We start from the raw sequence: 14,031 nt of genomic DNA on the forward strand, positions 1-14,031 counted from the left end.
TTTGGATCCCATGCCACCTTTTTAGTATAATCAGTTTAAAATAACTTGTAGTCTTTGTTGGCAGTATAATTCTGCATCATGCATGCCGCAAATAAGGATGGTACAGGTGAGGTGAAAGAATGGATAAACCAAGAGTAACAGTTGTAGGAAGTATCAATATGGACCTGCTAACATCTGTATCAAGGTTGCCCAATCAAGGGGAAACAATGGTTGGGGATACTTTTGAGATGAAGCCAGGAGGAAAAGGTGCAAACCAGGCAGTGGCTGCTGCAAGACTTGGGGCTCATGTTTCTATGATAGGAAAAGTAGGGAATGATGCACTCGGTAATGATTTATTAGCACATTTGGACAATGAAAATATCGATACTTCGGGTGTGGATATTGATCAGAAATTAAGCACAGGGATTGCCAATATTATTCTTTACGAAAAAGATAACAGGATAATGATTATTCCAGGAGCGAATGAGGCTGTTACGAAAGACTATGTGGATAAATGGAAAGAAAAAGTCCTGGACAGTGATATGGTGCTCATGCAAATGGAGATCCCTATCCAGACGATCATCTGGTGTGCTGATTTATGCAGTGAAAAGCAGGTTCCGTTTATCCTGAACCCCGCACCTGCTATTGAACTTCCTGCCCATGTGTACGAAAAGGCGTTGTATATTACACCAAATGAGGAAGAGGGCAACCTCCTTTTCGACGACAGCAAGGATAAATATCAGGAAAAACTTATTACAACAATAGGTTCTAAGGGGGCGTCTTATCAGAACAGTATTATCGATACATATGCCTCCAATGTTGTAGATACTACAGGAGCTGGAGATACTTTTAACGGAGCATTGGCATTTTTCATTGCTTCAGGTCTACCGGTAAAAGACGCGATCTTTAAAGCAAATATAGCAGCTTCCCTCGCAATAGAGCACTTGGGAGCACAACAAGGCATGCCAACATTAAAGCAGGTGGAAGAGAGGATAAGCCGAACATGACAATCATCAATAAATTAAATTTGCAGAAATATGAGAAGGTGGCCGTACTGAATCAGCCGGAAGATTATGAGCTGTTTAATGGATACGATGATCATTTATCTGTAGGGCATGACGCCATTTACATCTTTGTAGAAACGGTTGGCGAAATGGTGGAGCATACAAAGAAAATAATAAGGGAAGAATGCCTGCGTGAAAATGGCTACTTATTTTTTGCTTACCCGAAAAAAGGAAACAAGAAGTATGAAACATTCGTTCACAGGGATGAAATATTCCCCGCACTGAAGGTCGATGAGGATGGCTATGTCGGTAAGAGTGATGTTAAATTCTCGCGGATGGTGAGCATGGATGAAGTATTTACCGTTGTCGGATTAAAGCGTGAGAAGAAGAAAGCGAAAAAGACATCTGCCTCCAGCCAGTGTGTTGCTGATTATGAACACCAAGTGAAAGATATAGAAAAGCTATTAGAGAATCACCCTGAGGAATTAACCTTCTATCAAAAATTAACACCAGGATATAAAAGGAATTGGGCTCGTTTTATATTTTCAGCGAAGCAAACGAGAACACGTGAAAAGCGCAAGGCGGAGATGATTGATATCCTTTCCCAGGGATATAAGTCAGTGGACTTATTCCGGCAGAATAAGAAATAAAGAAAAGCAGGGAACGGCTAAAAAGTTCTCCTTTTACGACCAGGAAGTCCTCCTGTTAAGGGAAGGTTTTTAACAAAAGGTCCGGGGTTACCTTCTCCCGGACCTTTTTCCCCGATTGTTCTGTTTTCATAAAAATAGGTCTTACTCCTGTATATTCCCTTTGGCTGGGATAGGATGCTCCTTAAATATCCTTGCAAGATGCATCGTATTATATGCGAGCATTTCTACATGTTTTTTGGTGAAAGAATTTTCTGATCCTTTTCCTTCCATATAAGAGGGACCTGGTCCTGCTTCTCCGACCCAGTAAGTATCAACATTCGGCGGGATAACAAACCCGATATGGGACAGGCCGTATAAAATAGAACCTGCTGCTTGTTTGGCTCCATCTTCATTGCCTGTCACAACTACTCCGCCGACTTTATTATAAAAAATAGATTGTCCGTTATCCATCGTTTCTCCACTGCTGCCATATAATCTCTCGATTGCTAATGTAGCCAGACTGCTTTTCTCGCCAAGCCATATCGGTGTCCCGATAATCAGAATGTCGGCTTCTTTTACTTTGGCTAAAATCTGCGGCCATTCGTCACCTTCTCCCATATCATCACTAATGCCAAGTGAGATATGATAATCTGCCAGTCTGATAGATTCTGTTTCCACCTGCTCTTCTGAATAAATTTTCAGCACTTCGTCTGTAAGTGCCTGTGTATTAGAAGGCTCAGAGGAATCTTTTAAGGAAGCATTTAAAACGACTGCTTTCAATGGTTTCATCTTATCACTCTCCTAGTTAACACTTTTCCTGAATAGGAAGAAACTAAACATTTTCTGATGAGAAGTTATCTAGCCGGAATGTGTCCTTTTCATTAACTGTATTCGCAAAAAAAGAAGCCGGGAACTGCCCGGCCTATCCTCTTTATCTATTTAACTAATTTTAAAGCAGAAATACCCGTATGGCTCTACGGAAATTGCTGCTTCTTCCGTAAATGTGAACGTTTCGTCAGTAAACAAATCCTCGGCCGTTTGGTTTGCTAGTTCTTTTACAGTAACTTTGCTTTTGTTTTTACTGTTATTGATAACAAAAATAAGCTTTTCATCTACGGTGGCCTTTTCATAAACGATTGTATTTGATTCATTATCTGCTGCTAAAAAGCGGAAAGTCCCTTTGTTTCCGAATGCAGGGATCGTTTTTCTTAATTGAATCAGCTTTTGAACAAAGCTAAACAGCCTCTGGTCCTGCTTCTCGTTAGCCCAGATCATACAAGCTCGGCAGCCGGGATCCCCGCCGCCAGTCATACCTATTTCGTCCCCGTAATAAATACAAGGTGTCCCGGTAAATGACAGCTGGAACAGATATAGAAGCTTAACAAGCTGTTTGTTGTCATTGGCTACAGTCAATATCCTCGGTGTGTCATGGCTGTCCAGTAAATTAAACGCGACTTCATTTACATTAGCAGGGTACATATGCAGAATGCCTGTCAGGTTATCAGCGAAATCTTCTGCTGTTATTTCCTGTTTGGCAAAGAAGTCAACCGCACTGTTAGTAAATGGATAATTCATCACAGCATCAAACTGATCCCCTTGCAGCCATGGCATAGAGTCATGCCAGATTTCTCCTAAAATATATGCACCGGGTTTTGCGGTCTTCACCACATTTCTGAAATCACGCCAAAATGCATGGTCGACTTCATTGGCAACATCGAGGCGCCAGCCATCGATATCGAATTCTTCAATCCAGTAGCGGGCAACGTCCAGTAAATACTTTTTCACTTCGGGATTAGATGTATTCAGTTTAGGCATTGATGCAACAAATCCAAAAGCATCATAGTTTGGATGCCCCTCCGCTTTGACCGGGAATTCCCACAGATGAAACCACTCTTTATAACGGGATTCTTCCTGGTTATTCAATACATCCTGAAATGGTTCGAAGTAATATCCGCTATGGTTAAAAACGGCATCGAGCATTACTTTAATCCCGCGCTTATGACACTCTCTTACCAGTTCTTTAAATGTTTCCTTATCACCAAACTGGGGGTCAATTTCAAAATAATCGATCGTATCATATTTATGATTCGAATGTGCTTTAAATATAGGAGTGAAGTATATACCTGTGATTCCCAGCTCCTGCAAATAATCCAGATGATTTATTACCCCTTGAAAATCACCACCAAAGAAGTTAGTCGGTGTTGGATCAGTGCTGCCCCATGGCAATGTACCATCAGGGTTTAAAGAAGCATCCCCATTCGCAAAACGTTCAGGGAAAATCTGATACCAGACTGTATCTTTAACCCAGTCAGGTGCCTGGAAAATGTCCAGTTCATGTAGATACGGAAAACAAAAGAAATTACCTATATCGGCAGGGGGTGTATCATAAAAGCCTCTTTCCGTGAAAACAACTTGCGTTTTTTCTGTGTCTGTCAATCGGAAACCGTAACGAAGTCTGCGAAATTCCGGTTTAACAGATATTTTCCAGTAATCTATCCTTTTGGTTGAACCGGATTTAGTCATATCTATTGTGTTATATTGCCATTTGTCGCCTTTGAAATCATACGGATCAGCAAATATCAGTTCAACACTTTCTATATCATCTTTTTTTGTCTCCAGCAGAATCTCTACCGTCTCTTTATCTCTTGCATAAACGTATTGGTTAACTGCTCTGTGATTAATTGCTTCAATAAACATATCGTTTCCCCTTTCTGTATGATAAGTTATATGGTACCTGTGAATAGAAATAATCCAGCCTAACAAAAAGCGCAATCGTTTTCGCTAAATCATTGGATTTTTGAACAAGAATCCCTTATTTTTGCAGCTTTTTGTATCTATTCCCCTTTTCCTAAACGAATAACCCCGGCCTTGTTAAAAGCCGGGGTTGTTTGTATATGATACAAAAACAGTGCCCTCAAATTTATATATCAGGTATTTGCCATAGCTGTTGACATTATTATTACAACAAATGAAAAGTGATGTCAACATTTTTATATTTTTAAAAAAGACATTTAATGTAGGAAAAATTATTTATTATTTTTTCTGCGAAAACGCTTGCGTAAATAACGAGTCCTATGTATAATTAGACACTATAAAGCGCAAGCGATTGCGCAAATATAATTCAAAAGGGGAGAAATTAGATGAGAAGCAATAAGTTTTTACTGGTTTTATTTTCGCTATTATTTGCAATCGTTATCACTACAGCGTGTGCTCCAGACAGAGAGGAAGAAACAAGTTCAGATAGTAATGAAGAGAATACATCAGGAGAAACGACAGACAACTCAGGTGATTCTTCTGAAGCAGATAAACCGGAAGAATTGACGGTGTGGGCAAATGATGAAGAAGAACAGTTAGCGGCAATTGAAAAAATAGCTGCAGATTACGAAGAGCAAAGCGGTATTAAAGTGAATGTAGTCGCTAAATCAATGTTAGAACAATTAGATGAATTGTCACTTGCAGGGCCGGAAGGAAGAGGGCCGGATCTGTTTTTCCAGCCTCACGATCGAATCGGTGATATCGTAGCACAGGGTTTGGCACAGCCTCTTGAAATTAGTGACGAAGATACTGGTGGATACAGTGAAGCATCCCTTCAATCTGTACAGTATGAATATGAAGGTCAATCAGATTATTATGGTGTACCAGCAGTAATTGAAACATACGGAATTTTCTATAACAAGGATATCATGGAAGCGCCAGAAACAATGGAAGACTTAAAAGCTTCCCTGGAAGAAAACACGGATGCATCTCAGGACCAATTCGGATTCCTGATGAAGCCGAATGATTTATATTTTGCTTATCCATTCTTTAAAACAAATGGCGGTTATATATTTGGCGGAGAAAATGGATCATATGATACATCAGATATTGGGTTAGCTAATGAAGGAGCTATTGAGGGCGGAGAATTATTCCAGTCATTCTTTGGCGATGGACTGATTCCACCTTCTACTACCCCTGATATTATTGACGGCTTATTTACAGAAGGAAAAGTTGGAGCTGTTATCAACGGCCCTTGGAGTGTTCCAAGTTACACAGAAGCATTAGGCGACAGCCTTGGATTTGCACCGTTCCCTGATATGAATGGGGAAGCAGCACTATCACTTGTTGGGGTAAAAGCATGGATGGTTTCGTATTATTCCGAAAATACAGAATGGGCAACAGATCTTGCGTTATTTATGACGAATGAGGAAAACCAGAAACATTACTTTGATGTTGCAGGTGAATTACCGACAAATACAAATGCATTAGAGTCGATTGAAAATCCAATCTTCAGTACATTTAGTGAGCAAATTGAAAACGGTGTGCCGATGCCAAGTACTCCGCAAATGTCACAAGTTTGGGAACCGATGAATAATGCATTGCAGTTCCTTGCTGAAGGGGAAGATCCATCTTCTGTATTGCCGGAAGCAGTAGAACAAATCAAGATAAATATTGACGCTAGTGGTGCTCAATAAAAAGAGCTTTCGTCTTCTGAATTTTAGCACCGTAATCTTAACAGGGAAGAATTTTTCTTCCCTCTCATTTTTTCTGTTCTATTGGGGAGGTAATCAAATTGAATCACAAAACCGATAAATTTAAAAATCATAATCCCAATGTTGCCACAATTCTTTCCATCATTTTTGCGGGGTTAGGGCAGCTGTACAACCGCAGATTCTTAAAAGGTACCATATTTATCATATTGGAGGTTGCCTTTTTAATAACATTACTGGATTCGATTAACTTTGGATTATGGGGTTTACGGACATTAGGTACCATTCCGGGTACGGACCATTCTATCCGGTTATTGGTTTTCGGTGTATTATCATTAATAGCAACAATCATCCTGCTCGCATTGTATGTATGGAATGTGATAGATGCGCGTAATCAGGCGAAAAAAATAAAGGATGGATGGATGCCGAAAGGATTCAAGGACACTATTATTCATTTTTACGATACGGCATTCCCATATTTAATGACGGTTCCTGGATTATTACTAATGATCTTTGTCGTCATATTCCCGCTTATCTTTTCTGTTTTACTCGCATTTACCAATTATAATTTATACAACTCACCACCAAGGAATCTTGTTGAGTGGATCGGGTTCGATAATTTTAAAGAACTCGTTACAGTACCAATCTGGCAGGAAACATTTATAAGTGTTTTAGCTTGGACCATTGTATGGACAGTTGTCGCAACAACACTGCAAATTGCAATTGGTTTATTTTTGGCGTTAATTGTAAATGATCCGAGAATCCGGTTTAAGAAATTAATTCGTACCATTTTAATTTTACCATGGGCTGTACCTGCATTTGTTACCATCTTAATTTTCTCCGCGATGTTTAATGATGACTTCGGGACAATTAACCGGGACATTATTATTCCGCTGATTGGCGGGGAAGGTATTCCATGGCTTAGTGAACCAATCTATGCACGGACAGCCATCATTATGATCCAGACATGGCTGGGTTTCCCGTTTATTTTTGCCCTGTTCACAGGTGTGTTACAGAGTATCTCGAAGGACTGGTATGAAGCAGCAGACGTAGATGGCGGATCTCGCTTTCAAAAATTCCGCTATATTACTTTTCCACATGTCCTTTTCGCAACTGCACCATTATTGATTATGCAATATGCACAAAACTTCAATAATTTTAATATTATTTATTTGTTTAATGAAGGTGGCCCGCCTGTTCGAAATTCAAATGCTGGTGGGACAGATATCCTTATTTCGTGGGTATATAAGTTAACTTTTGAAACGAATAACTATGCAATGGCTGCAGTAATCTCTCTTATCATGGGTCTGATTATTTCCGGATTTGCCTTTTATCAATTCAGACAAACGAAATCATTCAAAGAAGAGGGTGAATTATAATGAACCAGAAACAAAAATCCAAAATAGAAGTTACATTGATGTACCTAGTGATTGTGATAACAAGTATAATTATATTTTACCCGCTTGTCTGGACGGTTGGAATGTCATTGAATCAGGGCACAAGTTTATACTCATCTTCCATTATTCCGGAAAACTTCTCACTGGAACATTATAAGTGGCTTTTTAGTGAGGAAAGTGATTATCTGTTATGGTATAAGAACTCACTGATTGTTTCTATTTCTGTTGCAGCGGGTAGTGTAATTATTACTTCATTAGTAGCTTATGCTTTTTCAAGATACCAGTTTGTCGGCAAAAAAAATGCATTGTATGTCTTTTTGCTGCTGCAAATGTTCCCTGTAATGATGGCAATGGTTGCATTGTATATCTTTCTAAATATGATTGGTATGCTTGATACATTAACAGGGCTGATATTAGTTTATCTTGGCGGTCAGATTCCATTTAATGCATGGCTTGTAAAAGGTTATTTTGATACAATTCCTCGCGAATTGGACGAAGCGGCAAAAATAGATGGCGCGGGTCATTTAAGAGTCTTCTGGAGCATCATGCTGCCATTGGCGAAACCGATTTTGGCGGTAGTAGCATTATTTAATTTTATGATGCCGCTTTTTGATTTCCTGTTACCGTCCATTGTGCTCTCAAGCCAGGATAACTACACACTGGCTGTTGGTTTGTTTAATTTTATCAATGACCGTTTTGCTAATAATTTCACAAGATTTGCTGCAGGTTCTATTTTAATAGCTGTTCCTGTTGCGACCGTTTATTTATTCTTACAACGTTACCTCATATCAGGGCTGACCGCTGGGGGTACAAAGGGTTAATGGATGAACTTGCGATTATTCACGAAAGTATTTTCATATCGGTAAGGGTTAACATATAATAGAAATACAGTAATATTTAAGGTATTAACATTAAAGGGTGAAATTATGGGAGTAACAATAAAAGACGTAGCAAAAAAAGCAGGTGTAGCACCCTCTACCGTTTCAAGAGTTATTGCAGATAATTCAAGAATCAGTTTAGATACAAAGAAACGAGTCAGGAAAGCGATGAAAGAACTGGGCTATCATCCAAATATAAATGCACGTAATCTGGCGGTTCGCTCTTCGCAGGCAATCGGCGTAGTGATGCCATCATCAACAGACAAGGCATTGCAAAATCCGTTTTTCCCAGAGATTTTACGAGGGATCGGCTCTGTGGCACATGGGACGGAATATTCCTTATACGTTTCAACAGGTGGGACAGAAGAGGAGCAATTTGAAGAAGTAAAACGGATGGTCTTTGGCAACAGAGTGGATGGGATTATTCTTCTCTATTCACGGGCAAATGATGAAGTGACGAATTTTCTGTTTGAGAAGAATTTCCCTTTCGTTATTGTTGGTAAGCCATATGCGTATGAAAACCAGATTACGTATGTAGACAATGACAATGTCAGAGCCAGCAGGGAGATCACCCAGCATTTAATCGATCTGGGACATCAGCATATCGGTTTTATCGGGGGATCGACGGAGCGTCTGGTAACTGTTGACAGGATGGAAGGATATATGACGGCACTAAAAGAAGCTGGATTGCCTGTAAGGGATGAATATAAAGTTCAGACGGAATTTCTCGAGTCTGGCGGGCGTAAAGCGGTAGAAGAATTATTTTCTCTCGACCAGCCGCCGACAGGGTTAGTCATTGCCGATGATCTTGTCAGTCTTGGTGTGATCAATATGCTGGAGCAGCTGAATTTTCATGTTCCTGAAGATATCTCAATCGCAAGTTTTAACAATGTTTATTTGTCTGAAATTACAAGGCCCCCGTTAACAACGGTTGATATACAGATTTATCTGATGGGAGTTCATGCATCCAGATGCCTTATTGAAAAAGTAAAGGCGAAGGATGAACCCGCAAAAAGAATTATTGTTCCACATAAAATAATGTATCGTCAGTCAACGAAGAAAAAAGAATTATAAATAGATACAGCAGGATAGTCTGCTTTACAGTGATATTCTTATTACCCTTCCAGTGGTGGCAAGGGCGAATAAGAATCGCTTTGAGCGCAACCGTTTGCGCTTGAAATTCAAAATATCTGACATTTTGTGCAAAGGTATTGTGCACTTCCAGATAAGGAATTGATTATGTACTGTTGGAGGCAATGGGACAACAAGGAGGAAGAAACCTGATGGAGAGTGTTTGGTGGAAAGAGGCAGTTGCCTATCAAATATACCCTCGAAGTTTTATGGATTCCAATGGTGACGGGATCGGTGATCTTCAGGGGGTAATATCGAAATTAGATTACCTGAAAGAGTTAGGTATTGATGTCATTTGGATTTGTCCGGTTTACCCATCTCCGAATGATGATAATGGCTATGATATAAGTGATTACAAAGGTATTATGGCGGACTTTGGTACAATGAAAGATTTCGATGAATTGCTGGAAGCGGTCCATCGACGCGGGATGAAATTAATTATGGATCTTGTCATTAATCATACGTCTGACGAACATCCATGGTTCATTGAATCCCGTTCATCGAAAGATAATCCGTACAGGGATTATTATATTTGGCATCAAGGGAAGGGAGACGGATCAGAGCCGAATAACTGGGAATCAATCTTTGGCGGTTCTGCCTGGGAGTATGATGAAAAGACAAAAGAATATTATATGCACGTTTTTTCCCGTAAACAGCCTGACTTAAATTGGGAAAATGAAAAGGTTCGCCATGAGTTGTATGAAATGGTTAACTGGTGGCTGGACAAAGGAATTGACGGATTCCGTGTTGATGCTATTTCTCATATTAAGAAGGTACCTGGATTTCCGGACTTGCCAAACCCGAAAAAGAAAAAATATGTGCCATCATTTGAAGGACACATGAACCGGGAAGGAATCCAGGCATTTTTGGAAGAATTAAAGGAAGAAACATTTAAGAAGTATGATATTATGACAGTTGGAGAAGCGAATGGTGTGACAGTAGATCAGGCAGATGAATGGGTTGGTGAAAAAAACGGGAAGTTCAATATGATTTTCCAGTTTGAACATTTAGGCTTATGGGGCAATAGTGCAGAAGGCGGACTTGATTTACCTTCATTGAAAAAAACATTAACTAAGTGGCAAAAAGGACTGGAAGGTATGGGATGGAACGCACTTTTCCTCGAAAATCATGACCAGCCGCGTTCTGTTTCCACATGGGGAAATGACGAAAAATTTTGGGACAAATCAGCAAAAGGCCTTGCTACATTATACTTTTTTATGCAGGGCACGCCATTTATCTATCAGGGACAGGAAATCGGAATGACAAATGTCCAGTTCGATTCGATAGATGACTATAACGATGTGGCAATTAAGAACAAGTACAAAAATGAAAAAGAAGAAGGAAAGTCCCATGAAGAGATTATGCAAAGCATTTGGAAAAATGGCCGCGACAATTCAAGAACACCGATGCAGTGGAATGGCAGGCAAAACGCCGGATTCACAACTGGAACGCCATGGCTGAAGGTAAATCCAAATTATTCGCGAATTAATGTTGCCAGCCAGCTCAGTGATCCGGATTCCATTTACCATTACTATAAGAAGATGATAAAGCTAAGAAAAGAAGAAAAAGCGCTCATTTACGGAACCTATGATTTAATATTGGATAATGATGATCAGATCTATGCGTACACACGTACATTAAATAACAAAAAAATATTAATAATGATCAATCTGTTTGAGAAGAAAACAGAGTTCAGGCTGCCGGAGAATTTAACAACTTTTACTCCGAAATTAGCCATATCCAACTATGAGGTGGATGAGAAAGAGGATATTAAAACAGTAACATTAAGGCCTTATGAAGCAAGGGTATATCATTTGGACTGAGGAGCAGGACTGAGTCTGCTGTTTCGCTCCTATCCCTAAATAGGCTGCCGGAAGAGCCCGCAGAAGCTACTGCGGGTTCTTTGTTTGTCGAAAAATGTCTATGGAAATTGGGTACTGGCACTCATTGACTTTAGTAACCAATTTAGTTAATATTAACTATATTTAAATACATGTTTCCGGGAGGTTATGATGTCTTCTAACGTGAAGAGAGACGTAATGGTAAGCAGTCAGGACACATCTCATTCTGTTGGTAAAATTGAAGAAGAATACTTTGTTGGAAGAAAAGAAGAAATCCGGCTTTTTAGAGAGTTTATTTTGCAACCCCGTCCTTCATTAAAAGTCCTTCATATATTTGGTACCGGAGGAATCGGGAAAACTTACTTATTGAATGCGTTCGCACGAATTTCCAAAAAAGAGAATGTTTTGTTTCTTCCACTGGACAGTCAGGATTATATTCATACGCCAGCTGGATTTGCGGAATACCTTATTCAAATGCTGGAAATCAGCAGTGAAACTCCACTAGAATCTCCACCAGCTTATTCCTTACAAACTTGCTTTAGACTATTAGATGATATTGCTAAGCAACGCAGAATGGTAATCGCGATCGATACGTATGAAATGATGGATGATTTAGACAGATGGTTCCGTCAGGTTTTTGTCCAGACATTACCTGATAATATACTTGTTGTTCTTTCAGGAAGAAAGCAGTTAAAGAATGAATGGACTGAATCAGCTGCATGGCGTCATCTTGCCAAACAAATAGAATTAAATGATTTTACTTTGGAACAATCCCGCACCTATCTGAACCGTTTTAACATAAAGGATGAAAAACATATAGAAGAACTTTGGCAATTTACAAACGGTCACCCGTTAACACTCTCTCTTGCAACGCTTACAAAAGGGGAGCTTTCTGCCGAATTGCTTTCAGAAGATTCTTCACATATTTTACTTGAGTTGACGGAAAGGTGGCTCAGAGAGGTAGAGGATGAAGAAACTCATAACCTGATCTATGTTGCCGCATTATTCCACAGTTTCGACCAGTCGAGCCTGTCCGCAGTTCTTAACAGAGATATTCCGCTTCACGAGTTTAATAAACTCATATCTTTATCGTTTGTAAGAGTAAGAAGCACAGGCTGGGCTATTCACGACTTGATCCGTGATGCTATTCAGGTAGATCTTCAACACAGGAACTTAGACTATTATCATTCGGTTTCCGAGCGGATTGCTGAATACTATTATAAAAGGACCATCGAAACAAGATCGCCGCATGACATTGCGCAGTTTTTTTATCATTTGAAAAATGACTTCATTCAATCGGCCTTTTTTCAGCAGTCAATGGATAGCACGTTGTATCTGGAACCCGTGGAGGCTTATAACTTTCAGGATGTAGAAGCATTTTTTAAATACAAGAAACAGAACATTGAAGAAAGTGAAGCAAGGTTTTTCAACAGATCTACTAATAAGTCCTATCATTTCTATGCATCCTTGCAACATAATAAGAAAGAAGTGGAATTCGTCGGACCGGAATATATTCAAAAGATGGGATATGAAACAACGAATCTGCTAAAAAATAAACAAGGGAAAACGCTTGGCTTATCAATTATTGTTCCGATCAATCAGGATACATTAAAATATTTGGCAGCAGAGCCTGTTTCCAGAGCATATTTTGACCAGTTATCTGAAGAAGAATTAGATAGTTTTAAAGTTCCTGCAGAGGAAAGTGCCGGCTGGTATATTAGACATCTGGACTATATTGACCATGCTGATATTTCAGCAATGTCCTATTTATTATACAATTTATTTACATTATCCCTTCCCGGTGGCAAAATTATCACATCCACACCGATAAAGTTTTTTCAGGATTTACTTGGGGATATTGGGTTTGAGGAAGTTCCTGATGCGGTTTCCTTTGATTTCGGTGAGGACATTCCTTCCCCGACCTATATACTTGATGTGAGCGGTGCGAAATTAGCAATCTATCTAAAGCAATTTACGAACAACTTTTCCAGTAATAATAAATTAGAGGTGATTGCAGATATTTTTTCTTTAACGAATCAGGAAAAAAGAATTGTCGGATTAATCCTTCATGATAAAAGTAATAGTGAAATTGCGGAAGAGTTATTTGTTGCGGAAGTTACAGTCAAAAAACATATCAGCAGTATCCTGAAAAAGACCGGTACAAAAAACAGGTCACAGCTAATCAATGAGATCATGAAAATCGTATAATAAAAAATGAAGGCAGGGAAGTATATTACATCCTTGCCTAAACATTTTTTAGAGTACGGCTCAATTCACATGGCGTTATTCTTTATGAACGGAACATCTTTTACATCACTCACATTTTTAAAAATATTGATAAGAAATAAAATGACTCCAATTACGAGCATGAGAGAGCCGGCGATAGTGACTCCTGCCATCGAATGGTTCCCTGTTAGTAGCATGATAAATAAGGCGCCCTGCATTATTGGCAGTCCTAAATTGTGAAGCCAGAAGTGAGCCTTAGCCAGGGAAGTCGTGCCTGCTTGCGGATAGCAATAGTAAATGACTCCAATCAGGGCCAGGGAGACCCATCCCAGCAGATTGATGTGTGCATGAACGGATGTAAAAGAAAAGTTCTGAGTGATTCCCATTGTCAATCCTAACAGGACGCCGGTTACAAAGTAAACAACAGCTATTTTCAAAAACTTTGCTGCCATAACATTCACCTCCTTCCATGTGAGAAAT

11 protein-coding genes are annotated in these 14,031 nt (G+C 39.4%); 8 read left to right on the forward strand and 3 right to left on the reverse strand.

Features of this window, described 5'->3' with window-relative positions; genetic code table 11:
• The first annotated feature begins 119 nt into the window (after positions 1-119).
• Positions 120-986 carry a ribokinase gene (locus BMW36_RS03235; protein ID WP_089738982.1) on the forward strand — a complete coding sequence of 289 codons (867 nt, stop codon included), beginning with the start codon at positions 120-122 and terminating at the stop codon, positions 984-986.
• A complete protein-coding gene (locus tag BMW36_RS03240; protein WP_089738984.1) occupies positions 983-1,633 on the forward strand; it encodes a YdeI/OmpD-associated family protein in 651 nt (216 codons plus the stop codon). Before BMW36_RS03235 ends, BMW36_RS03240 begins: the two co-directional genes overlap by 4 nt.
• Before the next feature lie 141 nt (positions 1,634-1,774).
• Here the strand turns inward: BMW36_RS03240 and BMW36_RS03245 are convergent, their stop codons facing one another.
• Positions 1,775-2,401 carry a flavodoxin family protein gene (locus tag BMW36_RS03245; protein ID WP_089738986.1) on the reverse strand — a complete coding sequence of 209 codons (627 nt, stop codon included), beginning with the start codon at positions 2,399-2,401 and terminating at the stop codon, positions 1,775-1,777.
• A 150-nt stretch (positions 2,402-2,551) separates the two neighbouring features.
• A complete protein-coding gene (locus BMW36_RS03250) occupies positions 2,552-4,309 on the reverse strand; it encodes an alpha-glycosidase (RefSeq protein ID WP_089738988.1) in 1,758 nt (585 codons plus the stop codon).
• 443 nt (positions 4,310-4,752) lie between these two features.
• Between BMW36_RS03250 and BMW36_RS03255 the strand changes: the two genes are divergently transcribed.
• From BMW36_RS03255 to BMW36_RS03280, 6 genes are all read left to right on the forward strand, one after another.
• The gene (locus BMW36_RS03255; RefSeq protein ID WP_089738990.1) at positions 4,753-6,063 is read left to right on the forward strand and encodes a sugar ABC transporter substrate-binding protein; all 1,311 of its coding nucleotides are present in this window, start codon (positions 4,753-4,755) and stop codon (positions 6,061-6,063) included.
• Between the two features lie 98 nt (positions 6,064-6,161).
• A complete protein-coding gene (locus BMW36_RS03260) occupies positions 6,162-7,457 on the forward strand; it encodes a carbohydrate ABC transporter permease (protein ID WP_089738992.1) in 1,296 nt (431 codons plus the stop codon).
• On the forward strand, positions 7,457-8,296 hold the full coding sequence (locus BMW36_RS03265; protein ID WP_089738994.1) for a sugar ABC transporter permease: 840 nt from the start codon (positions 7,457-7,459) through the stop codon (positions 8,294-8,296). The genes BMW36_RS03260 and BMW36_RS03265 overlap by 1 nt, the downstream gene beginning before the upstream one ends.
• 105 nt (positions 8,297-8,401) lie before the next feature.
• Positions 8,402-9,427 carry a LacI family DNA-binding transcriptional regulator gene (locus tag BMW36_RS03270; protein WP_089738996.1) on the forward strand — a complete coding sequence of 342 codons (1,026 nt, stop codon included), beginning with the start codon at positions 8,402-8,404 and terminating at the stop codon, positions 9,425-9,427.
• Between the two features lie 209 nt (positions 9,428-9,636).
• Positions 9,637-11,307, forward strand: a complete 1,671-nt coding sequence (locus tag BMW36_RS03275) for a glycoside hydrolase family 13 protein (RefSeq protein WP_089738998.1) — start codon at positions 9,637-9,639, stop codon at positions 11,305-11,307.
• 186 nt (positions 11,308-11,493) lie between these two features.
• Entirely contained in the window at positions 11,494-13,533 is a 2,040-nt protein-coding gene (locus BMW36_RS03280; protein WP_089739000.1) for a LuxR family transcriptional regulator, read from the forward strand.
• Between the two features lie 65 nt (positions 13,534-13,598).
• Here BMW36_RS03280 and BMW36_RS03285 read toward each other — a convergent pair whose 3' ends face one another.
• A complete protein-coding gene (locus BMW36_RS03285; RefSeq protein WP_089739002.1) occupies positions 13,599-14,003 on the reverse strand; it encodes a cytochrome-c oxidase in 405 nt (134 codons plus the stop codon).
• Positions 14,004-14,031 lie beyond the last annotated feature (28 nt).

This window comes from Gracilibacillus ureilyticus (genome assembly GCF_900111195.1).
Classification (GTDB): domain Bacteria; phylum Bacillota; class Bacilli; order Bacillales; family Amphibacillaceae; genus Gracilibacillus; species Gracilibacillus ureilyticus.